Below are 21,238 nucleotides of genomic sequence, written 5' to 3' on the forward strand. Positions count from 1 at the left end.
GCCTCGTCTGGTGATGTCGGGCGCGCGGGCGCCCGGGGATCCGCTGGGCGCCTGGCGCGACGGACTGCGCGAGTCGGTGCGCAGCCATCTCGCCGAGTTCGTGCGGTCCGAGTGTGCCGGCCGGTTGGCCGCGACGAATGTGGACATCGCCGGCGGCCTGCTCGCCGATTTCCTCGACGGGGGAAAGTACGTGCGGTCGACGTTCATGTACCTCGGATGGCTGTGCGGGGCCGGCGAGGATGGCGACGCGGACTCCGCGGAGCACGCCGCCGCGGTCCGCGCCTCGGCGAGCTTGGAGCTGTTGCACGCATTCGCGCTGATCCAGGACGACGTCATGGACTCCTCACCGCTGCGCCGCGCCCGGCCGGCCGCGCACATCTCCTTCGGCCGGTGGCATCGGGAGCGCGGACTGGCCGGCTCGCCCGATCGGTTCGGGGAGTCCGCGGCAATCCTGCTCGGCGATCTGTGCCTGGTGTGGGCGGAGCAGATGCTGCGCCGTAGCGGCGTCGGGCAGCCCGCGTTGGCCCGGGTGTGGCCCCACTACGACGACATGCGGACCGAGCTGGCGATCGGTCAGTTCGCCGATCTGGTCAACAGTTCACATGCTCTGCCCACCCTCGAGGAGGTTCTCGACGTGCTGCGTCGAAAGTCAGGCAACTACACCGTGCGCAGGCCGCTGGAGATCGGGGCGGTGATGGCCGGTTGCGACGACGACGTGATCGACGCGCTGTCGGCCTACGGCGCCGCGATCGGCGAAGCGTTCCAGTTGCGCGACGACCTCCTCGGCGTGTTCGGCACCCCGTCGCTGACCGGCAAGTCGGCCGGCACCGACATGGAGGAGCGCAAGGCCACCAGCGTGATCATCGCCGCATACCAGCTGGCCGACAAGCCGCTGCGCGAGCAGCTGTTCGACCTGATGAATCGCCCGCACATCGACCGCGAGGCCGCCGAGCACTGGCGCACCCTGATCGTCGCGAGCGGCGCGGTGGAGTGGATCGAGAGGCTCATCGCCGACCGGCACAGCGTGGCGCTCGACCATCTGGATGCCGTCGAGCTGCCCGATGTCGCTCGAGCCGCGTTGGCCGACATGGCCGTCGCCTGCACCCAGCGGGCGGCGTGATGCGCACCGTCACCGGACGCACCGACCGCGTCGTCATCGTCGGAGCCGGACTGTCGGGGCTCTCGGCGGCACTGCAGCTGGCCGGCCGCGGCCGGGCCGTCACCGTCGTCGAGCGCGGCGCCCACCCGGGCGGGCGCGTCGGACGCGAAGACATCCGCGGCTACAAGATCGACACCGGGCCCACGGTGCTCACCATGCCCGACATCATCGACGACGCGTTCGCCGCGGTCGGTGACTCGTTGGCGGCGCGGCTGCCGATGGAACGGGTCGATCCGGCCTACGAGGCGCGCTTCGCCGACGGCAGTGCGGTGCATGTCCACACCGACGCCGCCGCGATGGCCGCCGAGGTGGAGCGCTTCGCCGGCCGCGAGCAGGCCGACGGCTATCTCCGCCTGCGGGACTGGCTGACCAGGCTCTACCGCACCGAGTTCGACGGCTTCATCGGCGCGAATTTCGATTCGCCGCTGTCGCTGCTGACCCCGCAGCTCGCCCGGCTCGCCGCTCTCGGCGGATTCCGCGGCTGGGAACGGATGGTGCGTCGCCACATCACCGACGAGCGGCTGCTGCGGGTCTTCACCTTCCAGGCCCTCTACGCCGGGGTGCCACCGCAGAGCGCGCTGGCCGCGTATGCGGTGATCGCGTACATGGACACGGTGGCCGGGGTGTACTTCCCGCAGGGCGGGGTGCGTGCCCTGCCCGACGCGATGGCCGCCGCGGCCTCCGATGCGGGCGTCGAATTCGTCTACAACGCAACGGTTTCCGAACTCGAGTTCAGTGGGTCCCGGGTGACCGCGGTGCGGACCGCGGAGGGTGTCCGGGTGCCGGCCGACGCGGTGGTGCTCACCACCGAGCTGCCCGACACCTACCGCCTGGTGCGGCGCACCCCGCGCAGGCCGGTGAAGTTGCGCGCCGCACCGTCGGCGGTCGTCGCACACGTCGGCTGCGAGGCCGTCGGTGAGGCCGCCGGGCATCACACGATCCTGTTCGGCGACGCGTGGCACCAGACGTTCCGCGACATCATCGATGACGGCCGCACCATGCGTGATCCGTCGCTGTTGGTGACCCGGCCGACCGCGGGTGATCCGTCACTGGCCCCGGCCGGTCGCGACCTGCTCTACGTGCTCGCTCCTGCCCCGAACACCGATGTGGGCGTAGTGGATTGGGACACCGTCGGGCCGGGTTACGTGGACGACATGATCGACGCTGTCCGCAAGCGCGCGCCGGGTGTCGCCGATGACGCCGAGGTCCTCCACGTCGTGACCCCGGCGGACTGGAGCCGGCAGGGTATGGCTGCCGGCAGCCCGTTCGCGTTGGCGCACACGTTCTCTCAGACCGGGCCGTTCCGGCCGGCGAACACCGTCCGCGGCGTCGACAACGTGGTGCTCGCAGGGTCTTCCACCGTCCCCGGGGTCGGCGTGCCGACCGCGATCATGTCCGGGCGGCTTGCCGCCGATCGCATCACCGGCGTGCACGCCAGCCAGCCCACCTCGGAGGTCAACCGCCCATGATCCACACCGAGCTCGACGCGGCGGGTGTCCGGGACCCGTCGCTGCGCGACGCCTATCGGCAGTGCCGCAGCCTGAACGCCCGCTACGGCAAGACCTTCTTCCTGGCCACCCGGCTGCTGGCGCCGCGACAGCGCCCCGCTGTGCATGCGCTGTACGGGTTCGCGCGCTTCGCCGACGACATCCTCGACGATCTCGACGATCCGCGCACCGTCGACGAACGTGCCGAGCAGCTGCAGCAGCTGTCGACACGACTGTTCAACGCGCTGGTCGAGAACCAGCCGTGCGGCGACGACCCGGTCTTGGCCGCGGTGGTGCACACCGCGCGCAAGTACGACATCGGCTGGGATCTGTTCGACGACTTCCTCGCGTCGATGCGGATGGATCTGACGGTCACCGACTATCCGGACCGTGCCGCCCTGGAGAAGTACATGTACGGCTCGGCCGAGGTCATCGGGTTGCAGATGCTGCCGATCCTCGGCACCGTCGTCCCGCGGGACGAGGCCGCCCCCTATGCCGCCGCGTTGGGAAAGGCGTTCCAGCTGACCAACTTCCTGCGCGACGTCGACGAGGATCTGCACCGGGGCCGGGTGTATCTGCCCGCCGACGAGCTCGCCGCCCACGGTGTGGATCGGGATCTGTTGCGGTGGTGCCAGGCCAACCGGCGCACCGAACCGCGACTGCGTGCCGCGCTGGCCGAACAGCACGCGATCACCCGCAAGACCTACGACGAGGCGCAACCCGGCATCGGCAAGCTCGCCCACGCCTCGCGGCCGTGCGTGGCCGCTGCGTCGACGCTGTACTCGGAGATCCTCGGCCGCATCGAGGCGTCTGACTTCGACATCTTCGGCCGGCGCGCCACCGTGGGCAAGCCGCGGCGAGCGGTCGTCGCGCTGGCGGGGCTGGGTAAGTCGTGGGTGGCGCGCGCCCGGCACGGCAGCGTGTGATCGGTGGCTCGTGACTGACCGCCGCCGTCAGACCTGGCCCGCCCGCGCCGGGCGTCCCGCGATCACCAGCGACGGTGGCAGACCTCGCGTGGTCGTGGTGGGCGGCGGGATCGCCGGCCTGGCCGCAGCCACCGGCCTTGCCGAACGTGGGGTCGCTGTCGATGTCGTCGAGCGCGAGAGCTATCTCGGGGGCCGGGTGGGCGGCTGGACCGAGACGCTTGCCGACGGTTCGCAGACCGGGATGAACCGCGGCTTCCACGCGTTCTTCCGGCAGTACTACAACTTGCGCGCACTGCTCAAGCGTGGCGATCCCGCCCTGTCCGCGTTGACGCCGGTGGCCGACTATCCGCTGATCGACGGCGCCGGCCGGCGGGACACGTTCCGCGGACTGCCGCAGACCCCACCGCTGAACGCGTTGGCATTCGCGTTGCGCAGCCCCACCTTTCGACTGCGCGACCTCGTGCGCATCGACGCCAAGGCTGCTGCGCCCCTGGCGGCGGTGTCCGTCCCGGACACCTATCGACTGCTCGACCACCGGGATGCGCAGACTTTCCTGCGCGACATCAACTTTCCTGATGCGGCGCGCCACCTCGCGTTCGAGGTGTTCGCGCGCAGCTTCTTCGCACGTCCCGAGGCGCTGTCGGCCGGTGAACTGGTCACGATGTTCCACATCTACTTCCTGGGTTCCAGTGAAGGCCTGATCTTCGACGTCGCGAACGCGAATTTCGATGCGGCGCTGTGGAATCCGCTGCGCGATTATCTCAGCGGTCGCGGCGTGGTGTTCCGCACCGGGGTGAGCGTCGACGCGGTGACCACCGGGGACACCGTGACGGTCCACACCGCCGGCGGTGATGTTCTCGACGCCGACGGCGTGGTCCTCGCCACCGACGTCACCGCTCTGCAGCGCATCGTCGCGGCGTCACCCGAGCTCGGCGATACACCGTGGCGGGAGCGGGTCGCCGCGCTGGGCACGGCGCCGCCGTTCATGGTGCTGCGGTTGTGGCTGAACCGGCCGGTGCGTCCCGACCGCGCCGCGTTCGTCGGGACGGGTGGGCGCGAACCGCTGGACAACATCAGCGTCGTCGAACGGTACGAGCGGGAGGCGGCGCGCTGGGCGGCGCGCACCGGGGGATCGGTGGTGGAACTGCACGCCTACTCGGTCAGCGAACCGACGGACACCGAATCGATGAACACGGTGCGGGACGCCCTGATCGCGCGCATGCATGAGCTCTACCCTGAGACGGTGACTGCTTCGATTGTCGACGAGCGGGTGCTGCTCCGCGGCGACTGCCCACGTTTCGCCCCGGGCGACTTCGCCGAGCGGCCGACGGTGCGCACACCCGATCCCCGAATCATGCTGGCGGGGGACGGTATTCGCATCGACCTTCCGGTGGCCCTGATGGAGCGGGCGGCGACGACGGGCTGGACGGCCGCCAACGAGCTGCTGCACAGGTTCGGAGTGGCCGGGCATGAGCTGTACACGGTGCCCAATCAGGGCCGCTCCGGTGTGCTGCGCCGGCTGGCGACTGCGGGGGCATCCCGATGAGCGACGCCAAGGGCTGGCGCGCCCGGATGGCCGCGGTCTCGCCGTTCGAGGTGCTTCCGGCGCTGGATTGGGCGGCCCAGACGCCGACGTACGCCGATGCCAGCCCCACGCTGATCGCGTCGGCTCTGCGCCGCGCCCAGCGCCGACCGGGCGGCAACTGGTTCGCCTTCGCGGAGAGTTCGACGCTCACCACCTCGGCGCTGGGGACGACGGTCGCCGGCCGGGAGATCGTGGCGTGGCGCGGGGCGGACGGCGGCCTGCTCGTCGCACCGCGGGCCTGCCCGCATCTGGGTGCCGATCTGGCCACCGCACCGGTGGAGTGCGGCACGCTGGTGTGCCCGTGGCATGGTCTGCGCCTCGGCGAGCGCAGGCACGGCGCGTGGAAGCCGTACGCCTCGCACGACGACGGGGTGTTGTGCTGGGTGCGCTTCGACGACGCGCTCGACCCGGCGACGTCGCCACCGTCCGACACGCCTCCGCCCATGCCACGTCCCGGCGACCCGGCGCTGGCGGCGGTCACCCGGCTCGAGGGGGTCTGCGAACCGGCCGACGTCGTGGCCAATCGGCTCGATCCGTGGCACGGCGCGTGGTTTCACCCGTATTCGTTCACGCAGCTCAAGGTCCTCAGCGCGCCGCCGGCCGAGGACGACCTCCCCGAGGCCCTGGACCGCTTCGTCGTCGACGTCACGTTCCGTATCGGTCGCCTCGGCGTTCCGGTGATCGCGGAGTTCACCACCCCCGGCCCGCGCACGGTCACGATGCGCATCATCGAGGGCGAGGGTCAGGGCAGCGTGGTGGAGACCCACGCGACGCCGCTCGGTCCGGGCTCGGACGGGCGGCCGAGGACCGCGGTGGTGGAGGCTGTGATCGCGCACTCCGATCGCCCGCACTTCGGCAAGGGGCTGGTGGCCGGACCGCTGCTGCGGCCCCTGATGCGCCGCGCGGCGGCCAGACTGTGGCGCGACGACCTGGCCTACGCGGAGCGTCTGTTCCAGACCCGGGGTTAGCGGCCCTGCGGGACGCCCGCGTGGTCCAGCAGCGGAATCTGCTCGGCGGCCCACGGGCTGATCGCCCAGCCCAGGCGGGCAGCGGTGCAGGCCTGCTCCCACGGCACCCACTGGTGGTCCATGACTTCCTCCGGATCGGCGCGCACGGGCCCGTCGATGAGTCCGCAGTAGACCGGGCAGAGCTCGTTCTCGGCGACGCCGTCGGACGCCACCGCGTAGTAGCGGAAGTCGGGCAGCACGCAGGTCAGCTCGACGATGCCGACGCCCAGTTCCTCGCCGACGCGGCGGTGTACCGCGTCGGTCATCGACTCGTCCGGGGCGGGGTGGCCGCAGCAGGAGTTGGTCCAGATGCCGGCGAAGGTCCGCTTGTGCAGGGCCCGCCGGGTCAGCAGGACGTTGCCGGCGTGGTCGAAGAGGTAACAGGAGAACGCCAGGTGCAGCGGTGTCGACTCGTGATGGACCTGCGCCTTGGGTGCGGAGCCGAGGCGGTGGCCGTCGTCGTCGACCAGGACGACCAGTTCAACGGTGTTGGAAGACGCCATACTCCGCATTCGGGGCCGCCCCGGCCTCGGATGGGTCTGGCCGGCGAGACTCGGCTCATCCGGTGACCGACACCACCGCCAGCACGGCGACACACACCAGCACCACCGCGGTCGTCACGCCGTAGGCGATGGTGGCCGACCGGCCGATCGCGAACTCGCCCATCAGATCCCGGTCGCGACCCGTGCCGATCATCGCGATCAGCAGCGGTATCAGCAGCACCGCGTTGAGTACCTGCGTGCCGACCAGGATGGTCACCAGCGGCGCGCCGGGGATGAGCACCACCGCTGCTCCCAGCGCGGTCACCAGCCCGAAGGAGACGTAGAACGTCCGCGCGTCGGTGAATGGATCGTCGAGGGCGGCTTCGACGCCGGCGTATTCGCACACCGAGTACGCCGTCGACAGCGGGAGCACCGAGGCGGCGAGCAGCGCCGCGCAGATCAGGCCGACGGCGAACAGGGTGGCGGCCGTGTCGCCTGCCAGCGGCTGCAGCGCGACGGCGGCGTCGGCGGCGTCGCTGATCGACCGGCCGTCGCGGTGCAGTGTCGCGGCGCAGGCCACCACGACGAAGAAGCCGATGACGCCGGTCAGTACCGCCCCGGTCACCACGTCGATGCGCTCGAAGACCAGATCCTCGGTGCGCAGCTTCTTGTCGACCGCGTAGGACTGGATGAACGACAGTCCCCAGGGCGCCAGGGTGGTGCCGACGGTCGCCGTGACGATCGCGATCGTCGCGCCGTCGGTCGGCATGCTCGGCACCACGAGCCCCCTGGCCGCCGCACCCCAGTCGGGACGCGCCAGCACACCGGACGCGATGTAGGCGAGGAACACCGTCGACAACGCCAGCAACACATGCTCGACACGGTGAAAGCTGCCGCGTAGCACCAGCATCGACACGATCACCGCGGCGGCGGGCACGCTGATGTTGCGGCTGATGCCGAACAGTTCGAATCCTGCGGCGATGCCGGCGAATTCGGCGCAGGTGGTGCCGATGTTCGCGATCACCAGCGCGATCAGCACGGTGCCGCCCACGCGGACGCCGTAGCGCTGGCGTACCAGACCGATCAGGCCCTGGCCGGTGACCACGCCCATCCGGGCGGCCAGGCCGTGGAACATCACCAGCGCGACGGTCGACAGCAGCAGCACCCACAGCAGTTGATAGCCGTGCTCGGCGCCGAGCACCGAATAGGTGGTGATGCCGGCGGGATCGTCGTCGGAGAGTCCCGCGAGAAGACCGGGGCCGACGACTGCGAGCAGCCCACCGAGGGCGAACCTCTTGCGGCGCGTCATGTGCGACGCGGCCAGACGTGCGAGCGCAGGAACCGCCGGGCCCGGGGTTGGGCGAGACGGCGGCGCCAGGTCTGGGCGTGCTCGGCGGGCATCGCTGCGACGATCTGGGCGGCGGCGGTGTCGGGCAGTGCTCGCAACACACGCTCGCCGACCGCATCGGGTCCGGCGCGGACGATCTCGGCGGCCGCGTGCGGCTCCTGGGTGGCGAGCACGGCGGTCGCCGCGCCGGTGTCCAGCCGGGCCACCAGTGTGGCGAGGGCACGCGCGTCGAGGTGATGCACCGCCGAACGCGGGGTGGCGAGTTGCACGGCGTGGCCGCGATCGGATGTCAGATGCAGATCACTCCACGCGACGGCATCCCGTCCGGCGCGTGCGGCCAGCGCGCGCAGCCCGAGTCGGCGCAGCACGGCGCCGAATCCGACCTCGACCCCGACGACCTCCATGTGTCCGTCGGGGGTGCGGGCGAGCACCACGTCGGCGACTCGCGCCAGTCGCTGCTCGCCGATGTCCACCACCTGGGTGTCGAGAACGTCGCGCCCCAACAGGATTTCGTCGTCGTCGAGCGCCGCGGCGAGGGAGTCGATCGCGAACCCCGCGGCCTCGCCGGTGAGGGACAGCGAGCCTTGGGCGGCCGACACCGCTGACCACGGAAGCAACAGGTCGTGGGCGTGCGGCCGCCGGATCAGCACGCGGTCGATCATCGGCAGTGGGTTCGGGTCGGCGAGGCTGACCGTCAGGTCGGCAACGCGACCCATCGGTGTCCCGTCGGGACCGCGGACGGCGGTCCCGACGACCTGGCTCAGCGTCAGCACCTGAGCAGCATGCCCGACTCAGTCGGAGTGGGTGCGCCGATAGTGCCTGCGGGCTTTCATCCGGTTGCCGCAGATCGCCATCGAGCACCACCGCGCGGTGTTGGGCTTGCTGCGATCCAGCAGGAACAGGTGGCACTCGTCGTTGGCGCAGGGCCGCAGGCGTCCCGGTCTGCTGATCCGCAGGGTGTCCCAGGCGAGGACGGCTCGGGCGGCTGCGTCGAGGGCCGAGAACTGCCAGTCGATGCCGTCTTCGGTGGTGGTCGGTGTGAGGGCCACGCCGTCGAGGAACGGTTGAAGCGTCGACGGGGACCGCTCGCCGCGGACCACCGCCTGCAGTGCGTCGCGGGCGGCCGTGAGCCGGGCGAGGTCGGACTCGTCGATGTGGTGCTCGCGCAGCCATCCGGGGTCTGCGAGGAGATCGGTGGGCACGCCGTCGAGGACCGGGGTGGTGTTGAGCAGATCGAGCAGCAGTGTCTCGTCGGCGGGCCCGGCGACCGGCAGTTCCATGACTAACCTCCTAAATGCTATTGACAGGTTACACGGTGGACGGTTCACTGGGGCTAACCGTTAAAGTCAATTTAGGGAGTTACATCATGAGCGTCGTCCATCACCGGTACGCCACCGTCTCCGGTCGCCAGATCTTCTACCGCGAGGCGGGCGCGCCCGGCTCCCCGGTGATCGTGCTCCTGCACGGCTTCCCCACCAGCTCGTTCATGTTCCGCGACCTGATCGGCGAACTCGCCGACCGCTACCACGTGATCGCGCCGGACTACCTGGGCTTCGGCTACTCCGACGCGCCGCCGGTCGAGGAGTTCGACTACACCTTCGACGCGCTGGCCGACCTGACCGCCGGCCTGCTCGACCAGCTCGGCGTGACCACGTACGCGATGTACGTGCAGGACTACGGCGCCCCGGTGGGCTGGCGGCTGGCATTGCGCGACCCCCAGGCCGTCACCGCGATCATCACCCAGAACGGCAACGGCTACGACGCCGGCTTCGTCCCCGAGGGCTGGACGGCGGTCTGGGACTACCAGCGCGAACAGACGCCGGAGACGGCCGCCGCACTGCGTCAGTTCCTGTCGTTCGAGGCGACGCGGAACCAATACGTGGCGGGCGTGCCCGATCCGAGCGTCGTCAGCCCGGACACCTGGCACCACGACTTCGCGCTGTTGTCGCGCCCCGGCAACGACGCGATCCAACTGGCGCTGTTCAAGGACTACGCGAGCAACCCGCGCCTGTATCCCGCGCTGCACGAGTACCTGCGCACCAGTGGGGTGCCGGTGCTGGCGGTGTGGGGTGACAAGGACCCGTTCTTCGGGCCGGACGGTGCCCGGGCCTTCGCCGAGGACGCTGTCGACGCCGAGATCCACCTGCGCGACGGCGGCCACTTCCTGCTCGAGAGCGACCGGGAGGCGGTGACGGGGCTGATCCGCGACTTCCTGGCTCGCCGATGGCGGTGAATTCCGTCCCGATGGGTAGAAAGGGCGGGTGGACCGTGGCCAGACGTACAACCGGCATCTCCAATCATTGGCGAGCGCATCGCTTCGTCTCGTCGCGGTCGCCGCGGCCGTGTGGATTCTGTCGTGGGTGATCGGCGAGACCTGGGTGATCCTGCTGCCGGTGGTGTTGGCCCTGATCGTGTGCACGGTGCTGTGGCCGCCGGTGCGCTGGTTGCGCGGCAGGGGGCTTCCGCCGGCCGCGGCGGCGCTGCTCGTGTTGGTGGCGGCGATCGCCGTGCTCGCCGGTGTCCTCGCCGCGGTCACGCCGGCGATCATCAACCAAGCGGGCGAGCTGGCCGAGCAGGCCACTGCCGGGGTCGTCGAAGTGCGCGACTGGCTGGGCGGCCCGCCGCTCAACATCAGTGACGCACAATTGAATTCAGGTGTCGAGGCGATCAACGACACGCTGAACTCCAGCAGCGCCAAGATCGCGTCCGGATTGTTCACCGGTGTCGGTGCCGCGACGTCGGCGCTGGTCACCCTGTTCACCGCGATCGTCGTCGCGTTCTTCTTCCTCAAGGACGGGCCGCGCTTCCTGCCGTGGCTGCGGCACGTCGCGGGCAGGCCCGCGGCCCCGCACCTCGCCGAGGTCCTGCAGCGCGTGTGGGCCACCCTCGGCGGGTTCATCAGGACCCAGGCGATCGTCAGCCTCGTCGATGCGGTGCTGATCGGCATCGGGCTGGTCGTCCTCGGCGTCCCGCTGGCCTACGCGCTGGCGATCCTGACGTTCATCGGTGGCTTCGTCCCGATCGTCGGCGCGTTCGTCGCGGGCGGATTGGCGGTGCTGATCGCGCTGGTCGCCAACGGGCCGGTGAACGCACTGATCGTGCTCGGCATCATCGTCGCCGTGCAGCAGCTCGAAGGCAACGTGCTGCAGCCGTGGCTGCAGGCGAAGTCGATGAAGCTGCACGCGGTGATCGTGCTGCTGGCGGTGACGCTGGGCGCGTCGCTGTTCGGGGTGATCGGTGCGTTCCTGGCGGTGCCGGTGGCCGCGACCGTGGCCGTGATCCTGCGGTACTACGACGAGCAGGTGGCGGGTCGGGTAGACGACGAGGAAACAGCGGAGGCCGACGATACGACGGTCTAGCGAGCGGAGCTAAATGGCCCGCTTCCTCGTCGGGCTCGTACCTCGCCCGCCTTCGTCAGCGAGCGAAGCTAGATGGCCCGCTTCCTCGTCGGGCTCGTACCTCGCCCGCCTTCGTCAGCGAGCGAGGCTAGATGGCCCGCTTCCTCGTCGGGCTCGTACCTCGCCCGCCTTCGTCAGCGAGCGAGGCTAGATGGCCCGCTTCCTCGTCGGGCTCGTACCTCGCCCGCCTTCGTCAGCGAGCGAGGCTAGATGGCCCGCTTCCTCGTCGGGCTCGTACCTCGCCCGCCTTCGTCAGCGAGCGAACATCAACGCGCGCTTGACCTCTTGGATCGCCTTGGTCACCTCGATGCCGCGCGGGCAGGCCTCGGTGCAGTTGAACGTCGTGCGGCAGCGCCACACGCCGTCGACGTCGTTGAGGATGTCGAGCCGCTCGGCGGCGCCCTCGTCACGGCTGTCGAAGATGAAGCGGTGCGCGTTGACGATCGCCGCCGGGCCGAAGTACGAGCCCTCGCTCCAGTACACCGGGCAGCTGGTGGTGCAGCAGGCGCACAGGATGCACTTGGTGGTGTCGTCGTACCGGGCGCGGTCGGTCTGGCTCTGGATGCGTTCGCGGGTGGGCTGGTTGCCCGAGGTGATCAGGTACGGCTTGATGGCCCGGTAGGCGTCGAAGAACGGCTCCATGTCGACGACGAGGTCCTTCTCCACGGGCAGTCCGCGGATCGGCTCGATCGTGATGGTCAACTGCTTGTTCGGGTTCTTCGGCAGCATGTCGCGCATCAACACCTTGCACGCCAGGCGATTCACGCCGTTGATGCGCATGGCGTCCGAGCCGCACACCCCGTGCGCGCAGGACCGGCGGAACGTCAGCGTGCCGTCGAGGTACCACTTGACGTAGTGCAGCAGGTTGAGCAGCCGGTCGCTCGGCAGGCACGGCACCCGGAAGCTCTGCCACCCCGCGTCGTCGGGCGACTCCGGGTTGAACCGCGCGATCTTCAGCGTCACCATCACCGCGCCCTCGGGCACCGGCGGAGTGTCTTGCTTGTCCAGAACAGGCGCGCTCATGTCAGTACTTCCGTTCCATCGGCTCGTACCGCGTCTGCACCACCGGCTTGTAGTCGAGCCGAATGTCGCTCAGCAGGTCCTTGCCGTCTTTGTAGGCCATGGTGTGACGCATGTAGTTGGTGTCGTCGCGGTTGGGGTAGTCCTCGCGGGCGTGTCCGCCGCGGGACTCCTTGCGGTTGAGCGCGCCGACCACGGTGACTTCGGCGAGCTCCAGCAGGAACCCCAGCTCGATGGCCTCGAGCAGATCGCTGTTGTAGCGCTTGCCTTTGTCCTGCACGGTGATTCGGGCGTAGCGCTCCTTGAGCGCGTGGATGTCGGTGAGCGCCTGCTTGAGCGTCTCCTCGGTGCGGAACACCGCGGCGTTGTTGTCCATCGACTGCTGCAGCGCACCGCGGATGTCGGCGACGCGCTCGTTGCCGTGCTCGGACAGGATGTCGCCGACCCAGCCGACCACCATGTCGGCGGGCTTCTCGGGCAGGTCGACGAAGTCGTGTCCCAGTGCGTAATTCGCCGCGGCGATACCGGCGCGGCGGCCGAAGACGTTGATGTCCAACAGCGAGTTGGTGCCCAGCCGGTTGGCCCCGTGCACGGACACACACGCGCATTCGCCGGCGGCGTACAGGCCCGGCACCACGGTGGTGTTGTCCGAGAGCACCTGCCCGTTGACGGTGGTCGGGATGCCGCCCATGACGTAGTGGCAGGTCGGGTAGACGGGCACCAGTTCCTTGACCGGGTCGACACCGAGGTAGGTGCGCGCGAACTCGGTGATGTCGGGCAGCTTGGCCTCGAGCACGTCCTCGCCGAGGTGGCGCACGTCGATGTAGACGTAGTCCTTGTTCGGTCCCGCGCCGCGGCCTTCGAGCACCTCGAGAACCATTGAGCGCGCCACGATGTCGCGCGGCGCGAGGTCGACGATCGTGGGCGCGTAGCGCTCCATGAATCGTTCGCCTTCGCCGTTGAGCAACCGACCGCCCTCGCCGCGCACGGCCTCGGAGATCAGGATGCCCAGGCCGGCCAGGCCCGTCGGGTGGAACTGATGGAACTCCATGTCCTCCAGGGGAAGTCCCTTGCGGAAGACGATGCCCAGCCCGTCGCCGGTGAGCGTGTGCGCGTTGGATGTGGTCTTGTACATCCGGCCCGACCCGCCGGTGGCGAACACGATCGCCTTGGCGTGGAAGACGTGGATGTCACCGGTGGCGAGCTCGTAGGCGACGACACCGGTGGCGACCGGACCCGATGAGGTCTCGGTCATGGTGATGTCGAGGGCGTAGAACTCGTTGAAGAACTCCACGTCGTGCTTGACGCAGTTTTGGTAGAGCGTCTGCAGGATCATGTGGCCGGTACGGTCGGCGGCGTAGCAGGCCCGGCGCACGGGGGCCTTGCCGTGGTCGCGGGTGTGCCCGCCGAAGCGGCGCTGGTCGATGCGACCCTCGGGGGTGCGGTTGAACGGCATCCCCATCTTCTCGAGGTCGAGCACCGCGTCGATGGCCTCTTTGGCCATGATCTCGACGGCGTCCTGGTCGGCGAGGTAGTCGCCGCCCTTGACGGTGTCGAAGGTGTGCCACTCCCAGTTGTCCTCTTCGACGTTGGCCAGCGCGGCGCACATGCCGCCCTGGGCCGCGCCGGTGTGCGAACGCGTCGGGTACAGCTTGGTCAGCACGGCCGTGCGCACCCGTGGGCCGGCCTCGACGGCGGCCCGCATGCCTGCGCCGCCGGCACCGACGATGACGACGTCGTAGCGGTGTTCTTGAATCATCGTGAGCTCCCGATCAAGAGATGGATGCGTCGAACGTCAGCAGTACGTAGGTGCCGAGCACCAGCACGAACACCATCGACAGCGCCAACAGCGTGTTCAGCCAGAACTTGGTCGAATCCTTGCGGCTGTAGTCGGCGATGATCGTGCGCATGCCGTTGCCGCCGTGCAGCTGGGCGAGCCAGAGCAGCAGCAGGTCCCACGTCTGCCAGAACGGCGAGGACCAGCGCTGCGCGACGTAGTTGAAGTCGATGCGGTACACGCCGCCGTCCCACATCAACATGATGAACAGGTGGCCGAGCGCCAGGAAGACGAGCACCAGCCCGGAGAAGCGCATGAACAGCCAGGCGTATTTCTCGAAGTTCGGCATGCCGCCCGCGCGCCGCGGCGCCCGGGGGTTGTCGAGGCTGGCCGGCCGGTCGTGGCTGCGCTGCATGACCGGCGCACTGCCGCCGCGATCGCTGATGTGGTCGTACGGGTTCTCCGCCATCACAGGAACCTCTCCGCCATGTGCATGCCGATGACGCCCACCGAGGCGATCAGCACGGTGAGGAACACGCCGGCGACGACCCAGAGCATCTTGCGCTGGTGGCGCGGTCCCTCGGACCAGAAGTCGATCAGGATCACGCGGATACCGTTGAGCGCGTGGTAGAGCACGGCGGCGACGAGGCCGAGCTCCATCAGACCGATGATGGGTGTTTTGTAGGTCTCGATGATCTCGTTGTAGGCCTGCGGGCTGACCCGCACCAGCGCGGTGTCGGTCACGTGGACGAACAAGAAGAAGAAGATCGAGGCACCGGAGATTCGGTGCAGGACCCACGACCACATCGCGGGATCGCCGCGATACAGGGTTCGTCGGCGTGACGGCTGCGAGCGTGGTGCCGCAATGCCGTCCGATGATGTTGCCGTACTCATCTGACCCCTCCAACGCCATCGGTGGATGCTCGGAGGATGTGCCCGTCGGCTGGCTCTCCGAACCTCGCAGCGACTCTAATCTCCTTTGTACTGTCGAACGAACTAGCCTGTGGCCGTATGCCCACCGAAAAGGGCGGTTATTAGGGTCGCCTATCTGATACCGCCGGTCATGGAGCAGGGGGTTCGGAATTGATTCAGAATCGGCTGGACGCGCCGGACGTGAGCGCCGAAATCGACTGGGAGTTGTTGCGGCGCAAGGCAATAGATGTCTCTGCGTACGCCTATGCACCTTATTCGCGGTTTCCTGTCGGGGCGGCCGCCCTGGTCGACGATTACCGAATAGTGACCGGCTGCAATGTGGAAAATGTCTCATATGGCCTGGGTCTCTGCGCGGAGTGCGCAGTGGTCTGCGCCCTGGTTTCCAGCGGCGGTGGCCGTCTGCTCGCACTGGCCTGTGTCGGTCCCGACGGTGCGACCTTGATGCCGTGTGGGCGCTGCCGCCAGGTGCTGCTCGAGCACGGCGGCCCGGGCATGCTCGTCGACCATCCGGCGGGCCCGCGCCCGCTGTGCGAGCTGCTGCCGGACGCGTTCGGGCCGGACGACCTGGCCCGCACCCCGGCCGGGGAAACGCCGTGACCCAGAACACATTCGATGCGCCCACCGTCATCCGGACCAAGCGAGACGGCAATGCGCTGTCCGACGCCGCCATCGACTGGGTGATCGACGCCTACACCCACGACCGCGTGACCGACGGGCAGATGGCGGCGCTGCTGATGGCGATCTTCCTCAAGGGCATGTCCGGGCACGAGATCGCGCGCTGGACGGCGGCGATGGTGGCCTCGGGGGAGCGCTTCGACTTCTCCGATGTCGGCCGCCCGACCGTCGACAAGCACTCCACCGGCGGGGTCGGCGACAAGATCACCATCCCCCTTGTCCCGATGGTGATGGCCTGTGGCGGTGCCGTTCCGCAGGCGGCGGGACGGGGGCTCGGGCACACCGGCGGCACCCTGGACAAGCTCGAGTCCATCGCCGGATTCACCGCCGAGATCACCAAACCGCAAATCCACCAACAACTTCGGGATCTCGGCGCGGCGATCTTCGCCGCCGGGGAGCTGGCCCCCGCGGACCGCAAGATCTACGCGCTGCGCGATGTCACCGGCACCACGGAGTCGCTTCCGCTGATCGCGAGTTCGGTGATGAGCAAGAAGATCGCCGAAGGTGCTGCCGCGCTGGTGCTCGACACGAAGGTCGGTTCCGGAGCGTTCCTGGCGACGGAGGCGGAGTCGCGCGAGCTGGCGACCACGATGGTCGCGCTGGGACGAGAACACGGGGTGGCCACCCGCGCGCTGCTGACCGACATGGAGGTACCGCTGGGGCGCACGGTCGGCAATGCGGTCGAGGTGGCCGAGTCGCTGGACGTCCTCGCCGGGGGTGGACCCGAGGACGTGGTCGAGCTGACGGTCGCGCTGGCGCGCGAGATGTGCGACGCGTCGGGTTTGGACGCCGTCGATCCGGCGCAGACATTGCAGGACGGCACGGCGATGGACCGGTTTCGCGCGCTGATCGCCGCGCAGGGCGGTGACCTTGCGGCTCCGTTGCCGATCGGTGCCCACAGCGAGACCGTGGTGGCCCCGCGCGGTGGCACGATGGGGGACATCGACGCGATGGCCGTGGGACTGGCGGTGTGGCGGCTCGGGGCGGGCCGCTCGGCCCCGGGTGAGCGTGTGCAGTTCGGCGCGGGGATGCGTATCCACCGCCGGCCTGGCGAACCCGTCACCGCGGGGGAGACTCTGTTCACGCTCTACAGCGATACTCCCGAGCGGTTCGGCCCGGCGCTGTCGGAACTCGACGGCGCCTGGCGGGTGGGAGACGAGGCGCCGCCCGCGCGTCCGCTGATCATCGACCGGATCACGTGAGGAGACTCAGATGACGACACCGTTGACGCTGGAGAACATCCGGCAGGCGCCCAAGGCGCTGCTGCACGATCACCTCGACGGCGGGCTGCGTCCGCAGACGGTCCTCGAACTCGCCGAGGAGACGGGCTATGACCAGCTGCCCGAACACGATTCCGAGGCGCTGGCGACGTTCTTCCGCACCGCCGCGCACAGCGGCTCGCTGGTGCGTTACCTCGAGCCGTTCGCCCACACGGTCGGCGTCATGCAGACCCCCGAGGCGCTGCACCGGGTGGCCTTCGAATGCGTGGAGGACCTCGCGGACGACAACGTCGTCTACGCCGAGATCCGGTTCGCTCCCGAATTGCACATCGACGGCGGGCTGTCGCTCGACGCGGTCGTGGAGGCAGTGCTGGCGGGCTTCGCCGACGGGGAGAAGGCGGCCGCGGCACAGGGCCGTCCGATCGTGGTGCGCTGCCTGGTGACCGCGATGCGGCATGCCGCCCGCTCGCGGGAGATCGCGGCGCTGGCGATCCGGTTCCGCGATCGCGGCGTCGTCGGGTTCGACATCGCCGGCGCCGAGGCCGGATACCCGCCCACCCGTCACCTCGACGCGTTCGAGTACATGCGAAGCAACAACGCGCGCTTCACGATCCACGCCGGTGAGGCGTTCGGGTTGCCGTCGATCCACGAAGCCATCGCGTTCTGCGGGGCCGACCGGCTCGGCCACGGCGTCCGGATCGTCGACGACATCACCGTCGACCCGGATGGCACGCCGCGGCTCGGTCGGCTGGCGAGCCTGCTGCGTGACAAGCGGGTGCCCTTCGAGATGTGCCCGAGCTCGAACGTGCAGACCGGCGCGGTCGGCAGCATCGCCGAGCATCCGTTCGACCGGCTCGCCCGGCTGCGATTCCGGGTGACGGTGAACACCGACAACAGGCTCATGAGCGACACGTCGATGAGCCAGGAGATGCTCCGTCTGGTCGAGGCGTTCGGCTACGGATGGAGCGATCTCGAACGGTTCACGATCAACGCGATGAAGTCGGCGTTCATCGCGTTCGACGAGCGGCTCTCGATCATCGACGAGGTGATCAAGCCGCGCTACGCCGTCCTGATCGGCTAGCGATTTCGGCGTGTTCGCCGTCGCTCACCGACGACTGACACGCCGAAATCGCGCCCAGGCGATGAGTTCACGGCGCCGCAGCAGTCGAATCCACCATGACCACCCACCAGCTCTCCGTTCCCGGCGCCGTCCTGCACTACGAAGTCCGCGGCAGCGGACCGCTGCTGGTCCTGGTCGGACACCCGATGGGCGCCGGCGAGTTCCAGCAGCTCGCCGACGCCATGGCCGACGACCACACCGTCGTCACCCTCGACCCGCGCGGGTACGGCAACAGCACGATCGACGACGCGGATCAGCCGTCGACCGTTGACCTGCGCGCTCGAGACGTCATCGCGATCCTCGACGGCAGGGGAGCGGACACCGCCGACGTCTTCGGCTCCAGCGGCGGGGCCGTCACGGGCTTGGCACTGATGACGCGGTGGCCGCAGCGCGTGAGGACGCTCATCGCCCACGAGCCGCCGCTGATCGAAATGCTCGGTGATGCCGAGACCCACCGCGCCGGCACCGAACGAATCATCGACACCTTCCACGCCGACGGCGTCCACGCCGCGTGGCGCGCCTTCATGGTCAACGCAGGGTTCGAGCCGCCCGAGGGCGCCGGCGATGCCCCGCCGCCGAGCGACGAGGAGCGGCGCCACGCGGCCCGGTTCTTCGACCACGACCTGCGGGCAACCGCCGGATACCGGCCCGACATCGCGGCCCTGAGCGCGGCGCCGGGGCGGATCGTCGTCGGGATCGGCGCCGACTCGGCGCCGTTGCTGACCTCCGCGACGTCCTCGGCGCTCGCCGATGCGCTCGGCGTCGGCGCACACACCTTCCCCGGCGGGCACGCCGGCTTCCTCACCGATCCGGCGGCGTTCGCGGAGGTGCTGCGGACGTCACTCCGAACGCAGACGTGACTCCACGAAGCGCTCCAGCGACTCCCATTGCGTGACCGCCTCGGCGTACGGCGCGTTCGGTCGCGACACCGAACCCGGCTCCAGCGAATAGGCGATCAGGCGGCCCAGCGCGGTGTCCTTGTCGAGCTTGGCCGCGACGCTGGTGTCCTCGGCGTAGTCGGCGATGTCGCGCAGCAGCTCGACGACGAGCTCGAGCTGATCGTGGTCGAGCGCGTCCGGCCCCTCGGCGAGGTCGTCGACGATCCCCGACAGCACGTAGATGTTGTCGTCGGTCACCTCGACGCGCAGCGAGCCGTCGGTGGCCGCGGTGCGGATGTCGTCGTAGGTCGCCAGGTCGGACAGGTCGTGGTCGTGTTCGTCGGCGAGGTAGCGAGCCAGCGCCCGCTCCGATCCGAACACGCTGATGCGGCCGTTGCGGCCCAGGAAGATCGGCCGATCGTCGAGGTAGCAGCGCAGCGTGAAGAAGGTGCCGCCGCTCGTCATGATCCGGACCGGATCGATGCCGACCCGCGCCCAGAAGTCCTCGTCGCTGCCCAGCACCTTGTCCTCGGCCGCGGCGGCGAGCTCGTCGGCTTCCTCTTCGGTGTCGACGATGTCGTCGATGACGACGTCGTCCTCTTCGGGCTCAGGTGCCGGCCCGTCGAGTTCCGCCTGTGCTTTCTCGACCGCCGCGCCGTCGACCTCGGGCTTGGTGATGATCTCGTCGATCGACTCGATGACCGCATCCCAGCCCCGGTTGATGATCTTCTCGATCTCGGCCCAGCGCTTGCGCCCGGCCCGGCCCGCGTACGCCTCGGCGCCGCCGCCGACGGTGCCCAGGATCGGGTTGCCGTTGAAGAACTTCGTCACCGCGGGCAGTTCGCACACCGACCCGATCGACGACACGAGCGACAGCGCGCGGTGCAGGGTGCGCACGCTGTCTTCGGTCGGCTTGTTCGACAGGATCTCCTCGAACCCGGCGAGGTCGTAGGAGTGCTCCTCGTCGGGAACCAGCGTGTGTGCGTTCGCGGTGGTCAGCTTCTCCCACGCCGGGTGGTCGTTCAGGTCGTTGTCGGCGTTGGTCCGCACGAACGCCGCCAGGTCAGCCACGGAATCGAGCACGTAGAGGTCCTCGTCCTTGCCGAGGAACGCCTCCCACTCGTCCCCGTCGGCGCGCCACCGCGGTGCCCACAACGTGTACACGTCGCCCTTGGTCAAGCTCAGCCCGATCGGCACGATGTCTGCAGCCATGCGGCACAGCCTAACGACACGCCCTTCGGCGCTACCTGTGGTCCACGGGTCGGCCGCCCGCTGCGGGTCGTTAGCGGATCGCAACCGGATCGAGGCTGGGAGCAGTGGGCGGCGCTGCCACGATGGCCAGGTGGTCAGCCTCGGATTGCACGGTCTGGGCATCGGCGCGGGAGCGTCCCGGCCTGTGATCGACGCCGTCGCTGCCGCCGCCGAACGATCCGGTTTCGCCACCTTGTGGATCGGCGAGCACGTCGTCATGGTCGACGAGCCGTCATCGCGATACCCCTACCGTGCCGACGGCCGGATCGCGATCCCGCCGGACGCCGACTGGCTCGACCCCTTCATCGCACTGAGCTTCGCCGCGGCCGCGACCAACCGGATCGGGTTGGCGACAGGCGTGTTGCTGCTGCCGGAGCACAACCCGGTCATCGCGGCGAAGACTGCGGCGTCGCTCGACCGCCTGTCCGGTGGTCGACGGCTCTCTCTCGGCGTCGGCGTGGGGTGGTCGAGGGATGAGTTCGAGGCGCTGGGGGTGCCGTTCGAGCGCCGCGGCCAGCGCACCGAAGAATATGTCGCAGCGATGCGCACGTTGTGGCGGGACGACGTGGCGACTTTCACCGGTGAGTTCGTGTCCTTCGAGGGCGTGCGCGTCAACCCGAAGCCGTACCGGCGCACGATTCCGGTGATCTGTGGTGGGAACTCCGACAGTGCTTTGCACCGTGTGGCCGAGTGGGGAGACGGCTGGTACGGGTTCGATCTCGCCGACGTCGAAGAGGTGGCCGAGCGGGTGTCCGTGCTGCGGCGGATGTGCCGCCGCGTGGGCCGAGACTTCGGTGACGTGAAATTGTCCGTTTCCTTGAGAGAGTCGAGGCCGGAGGATCTGGTCGCGTTGGCCGACATCGGTATCGACGAGCTCGTCGTGGTGGCGGCCCCGCCCGACGACCCGATCGTCGCCGAGAGCTGGGTCGACGATCTGGCTCGCCGGTACGTGGGTGCGTTGCGGTAAGCCGC

21 protein-coding genes are annotated in these 21,238 nt (G+C 69.3%); 12 read left to right on the forward strand and 9 right to left on the reverse strand.

Annotated elements, in window-relative coordinates; translation table 11 throughout:
• The first annotated feature begins 13 nt into the window (after positions 1-13).
• From ACZ50N_RS06510 to ACZ50N_RS06530, 5 genes are read left to right on the forward strand one after another with little or no spacing between them, the layout of a single operon-like run.
• On the forward strand, positions 14-1,120 hold the full coding sequence (locus tag ACZ50N_RS06510) for a polyprenyl synthetase family protein (RefSeq protein ID WP_464475599.1): 1,107 nt from the start codon (positions 14-16) through the stop codon (positions 1,118-1,120).
• A complete protein-coding gene (gene crtI / locus ACZ50N_RS06515) occupies positions 1,120-2,628 on the forward strand; it encodes a phytoene desaturase family protein (RefSeq protein WP_464474946.1) in 1,509 nt (502 codons plus the stop codon). The genes ACZ50N_RS06510 and crtI overlap by 1 nt, the downstream gene beginning before the upstream one ends.
• A complete protein-coding gene (locus ACZ50N_RS06520; RefSeq protein ID WP_046361689.1) occupies positions 2,625-3,572 on the forward strand; it encodes a phytoene/squalene synthase family protein in 948 nt (315 codons plus the stop codon). The genes crtI and ACZ50N_RS06520 overlap by 4 nt, the downstream gene beginning before the upstream one ends.
• A gap of 10 nt (positions 3,573-3,582) precedes the next feature.
• Complete coding sequence (locus tag ACZ50N_RS06525) at positions 3,583-5,118, forward strand: FAD-dependent oxidoreductase (protein ID WP_277243561.1); 1,536 nt, start codon at positions 3,583-3,585, stop codon at positions 5,116-5,118.
• Positions 5,115-6,125 (forward strand): DUF5914 domain-containing protein, encoded by a 1,011-nt coding sequence (locus tag ACZ50N_RS06530; protein ID WP_277243560.1) that lies wholly within the window; start codon positions 5,115-5,117, stop codon positions 6,123-6,125. Before ACZ50N_RS06525 ends, ACZ50N_RS06530 begins: the two co-directional genes overlap by 4 nt.
• On the opposite strand, the gene idi is transcribed toward ACZ50N_RS06530, so the two are convergent.
• The 4 genes from idi to ACZ50N_RS06550 are packed head-to-tail and all read right to left on the reverse strand — an operon-like array spanning position 6,122 to position 9,274.
• Positions 6,122-6,667: an isopentenyl-diphosphate Delta-isomerase gene (gene idi / locus ACZ50N_RS06535; protein ID WP_046361686.1), complete on the reverse strand. Its 546-nt coding sequence runs from the start codon at positions 6,665-6,667 to the stop codon at positions 6,122-6,124. The two genes, ACZ50N_RS06530 and idi, sit on opposite strands and share 4 nt — an antisense overlap.
• A gap of 55 nt (positions 6,668-6,722) precedes the next feature.
• Positions 6,723-7,955, reverse strand: coding sequence for an Nramp family divalent metal transporter (locus ACZ50N_RS06540; protein WP_464474947.1), 1,233 nt, complete (start codon positions 7,953-7,955; stop codon positions 6,723-6,725).
• The gene (locus tag ACZ50N_RS06545; RefSeq protein WP_464468781.1) at positions 7,952-8,767 is read right to left on the reverse strand and encodes a magnesium transporter; all 816 of its coding nucleotides are present in this window, start codon (positions 8,765-8,767) and stop codon (positions 7,952-7,954) included. The genes ACZ50N_RS06540 and ACZ50N_RS06545 overlap by 4 nt, the downstream gene beginning before the upstream one ends.
• An 18-nt stretch (positions 8,768-8,785) precedes the next feature.
• On the reverse strand, positions 8,786-9,274 hold the full coding sequence (locus ACZ50N_RS06550; protein WP_464474948.1) for a CGNR zinc finger domain-containing protein: 489 nt from the start codon (positions 9,272-9,274) through the stop codon (positions 8,786-8,788).
• An 86-nt stretch (positions 9,275-9,360) separates the two neighbouring features.
• Here ACZ50N_RS06550 and ACZ50N_RS06555 point away from each other — a divergent pair, with 86 nt between their 5' ends.
• Positions 9,361-10,227 carry an alpha/beta fold hydrolase gene (locus ACZ50N_RS06555; RefSeq protein WP_133413504.1) on the forward strand — a complete coding sequence of 289 codons (867 nt, stop codon included), beginning with the start codon at positions 9,361-9,363 and terminating at the stop codon, positions 10,225-10,227.
• A 28-nt stretch (positions 10,228-10,255) separates the two neighbouring features.
• Positions 10,256-11,353, forward strand: a complete 1,098-nt coding sequence (locus ACZ50N_RS06560; RefSeq protein WP_133413503.1) for an AI-2E family transporter — start codon at positions 10,256-10,258, stop codon at positions 11,351-11,353.
• Between the two features lie 291 nt (positions 11,354-11,644).
• On the opposite strand, the gene ACZ50N_RS06565 is transcribed toward ACZ50N_RS06560, so the two are convergent.
• The 4 genes from ACZ50N_RS06565 to sdhC are packed head-to-tail and all read right to left on the reverse strand — an operon-like array spanning position 11,645 to position 15,083.
• On the reverse strand, positions 11,645-12,415 hold the full coding sequence (locus tag ACZ50N_RS06565) for a succinate dehydrogenase iron-sulfur subunit (protein WP_046366038.1): 771 nt from the start codon (positions 12,413-12,415) through the stop codon (positions 11,645-11,647).
• A 1-nt stretch (position 12,416) separates the two neighbouring features.
• Positions 12,417-14,171: a succinate dehydrogenase flavoprotein subunit gene (sdhA, locus tag ACZ50N_RS06570; RefSeq protein WP_046366037.1), complete on the reverse strand. Its 1,755-nt coding sequence runs from the start codon at positions 14,169-14,171 to the stop codon at positions 12,417-12,419.
• A 13-nt stretch (positions 14,172-14,184) separates the two neighbouring features.
• Positions 14,185-14,658, reverse strand: a complete 474-nt coding sequence (locus tag ACZ50N_RS06575) for a succinate dehydrogenase hydrophobic membrane anchor subunit (protein WP_046366036.1) — start codon at positions 14,656-14,658, stop codon at positions 14,185-14,187.
• Positions 14,658-15,083 (reverse strand): succinate dehydrogenase, cytochrome b556 subunit, encoded by a 426-nt coding sequence (sdhC, locus tag ACZ50N_RS06580; RefSeq protein WP_073684233.1) that lies wholly within the window; start codon positions 15,081-15,083, stop codon positions 14,658-14,660. The genes ACZ50N_RS06575 and sdhC overlap by 1 nt, the downstream gene beginning before the upstream one ends.
• Before the next feature lie 219 nt (positions 15,084-15,302).
• Here sdhC and ACZ50N_RS06585 point away from each other — a divergent pair, with 219 nt between their 5' ends.
• From ACZ50N_RS06585 to ACZ50N_RS06600, 4 genes are all read left to right on the forward strand, one after another.
• Positions 15,303-15,719: a cytidine deaminase gene (locus ACZ50N_RS06585; RefSeq protein ID WP_046366034.1), complete on the forward strand. Its 417-nt coding sequence runs from the start codon at positions 15,303-15,305 to the stop codon at positions 15,717-15,719.
• Positions 15,716-16,999 carry a thymidine phosphorylase gene (locus tag ACZ50N_RS06590; RefSeq protein WP_046366033.1) on the forward strand — a complete coding sequence of 428 codons (1,284 nt, stop codon included), beginning with the start codon at positions 15,716-15,718 and terminating at the stop codon, positions 16,997-16,999. The genes ACZ50N_RS06585 and ACZ50N_RS06590 overlap by 4 nt, the downstream gene beginning before the upstream one ends.
• A gap of 10 nt (positions 17,000-17,009) precedes the next feature.
• Complete coding sequence (locus ACZ50N_RS06595; RefSeq protein ID WP_046366032.1) at positions 17,010-18,098, forward strand: adenosine deaminase; 1,089 nt, start codon at positions 17,010-17,012, stop codon at positions 18,096-18,098.
• Between the two features lie 95 nt (positions 18,099-18,193).
• Positions 18,194-18,997: an alpha/beta fold hydrolase gene (locus ACZ50N_RS06600; protein ID WP_464474949.1), complete on the forward strand. Its 804-nt coding sequence runs from the start codon at positions 18,194-18,196 to the stop codon at positions 18,995-18,997.
• Here the strand turns inward: ACZ50N_RS06600 and satS are convergent.
• The gene (satS, locus tag ACZ50N_RS06605) at positions 18,977-20,227 is read right to left on the reverse strand and encodes a protein export chaperone SatS (RefSeq protein WP_046366030.1); all 1,251 of its coding nucleotides are present in this window, start codon (positions 20,225-20,227) and stop codon (positions 18,977-18,979) included. The genes ACZ50N_RS06600 and satS overlap by 21 nt on opposite strands.
• A 130-nt stretch (positions 20,228-20,357) precedes the next feature.
• Here satS and ACZ50N_RS06610 point away from each other — a divergent pair, with 130 nt between their 5' ends.
• Entirely contained in the window at positions 20,358-21,233 is an 876-nt protein-coding gene (locus ACZ50N_RS06610) for an LLM class F420-dependent oxidoreductase (RefSeq protein WP_464474950.1), read from the forward strand.
• Positions 21,234-21,238 lie beyond the last annotated feature (5 nt).

This window comes from Mycolicibacterium obuense (genome assembly GCF_055397605.1).

Bases quoted from the DNA above. Each gene is read 5' to 3' on its own strand.
- ACZ50N_RS06510 (WP_464475599.1), top strand. From the start codon at position 14: ATGTCGGGCGCGCGGGCGCCCGGGGATCCGCTGGGCGCCTGGCGCGAC.
- crtI (WP_464474946.1), top strand. From the start codon at position 1,120: ATGCGCACCGTCACCGGACGCACCGACCGCGTCGTCATCGTCGGAGCC.
- ACZ50N_RS06520 (WP_046361689.1), top strand. From the start codon at position 2,625: ATGATCCACACCGAGCTCGACGCGGCGGGTGTCCGGGACCCGTCGCTG.
- ACZ50N_RS06530 (WP_277243560.1), top strand. From the start codon at position 5,115: ATGAGCGACGCCAAGGGCTGGCGCGCCCGGATGGCCGCGGTCTCGCCG.
- idi (WP_046361686.1), bottom strand. From the start codon at position 6,667: ATGGCGTCTTCCAACACCGTTGAACTGGTCGTCCTGGTCGACGACGAC.
- ACZ50N_RS06540 (WP_464474947.1), bottom strand. From the start codon at position 7,955: ATGACGCGCCGCAAGAGGTTCGCCCTCGGTGGGCTGCTCGCAGTCGTC.
- ACZ50N_RS06550 (WP_464474948.1), bottom strand. From the start codon at position 9,274: ATGGAACTGCCGGTCGCCGGGCCCGCCGACGAGACACTGCTGCTCGAT.
- ACZ50N_RS06555 (WP_133413504.1), top strand. From the start codon at position 9,361: ATGAGCGTCGTCCATCACCGGTACGCCACCGTCTCCGGTCGCCAGATC.
- ACZ50N_RS06565 (WP_046366038.1), bottom strand. From the start codon at position 12,415: ATGAGCGCGCCTGTTCTGGACAAGCAAGACACTCCGCCGGTGCCCGAG.
- sdhA (WP_046366037.1), bottom strand. From the start codon at position 14,171: ATGATTCAAGAACACCGCTACGACGTCGTCATCGTCGGTGCCGGCGGC.
- ACZ50N_RS06575 (WP_046366036.1), bottom strand. From the start codon at position 14,658: ATGGCGGAGAACCCGTACGACCACATCAGCGATCGCGGCGGCAGTGCG.
- sdhC (WP_073684233.1), bottom strand. From the start codon at position 15,083: ATGAGTACGGCAACATCATCGGACGGCATTGCGGCACCACGCTCGCAG.
- ACZ50N_RS06595 (WP_046366032.1), top strand. From the start codon at position 17,010: ATGACGACACCGTTGACGCTGGAGAACATCCGGCAGGCGCCCAAGGCG.
- ACZ50N_RS06600 (WP_464474949.1), top strand. From the start codon at position 18,194: ATGACCACCCACCAGCTCTCCGTTCCCGGCGCCGTCCTGCACTACGAA.
- satS (WP_046366030.1), bottom strand. From the start codon at position 20,227: ATGGCTGCAGACATCGTGCCGATCGGGCTGAGCTTGACCAAGGGCGAC.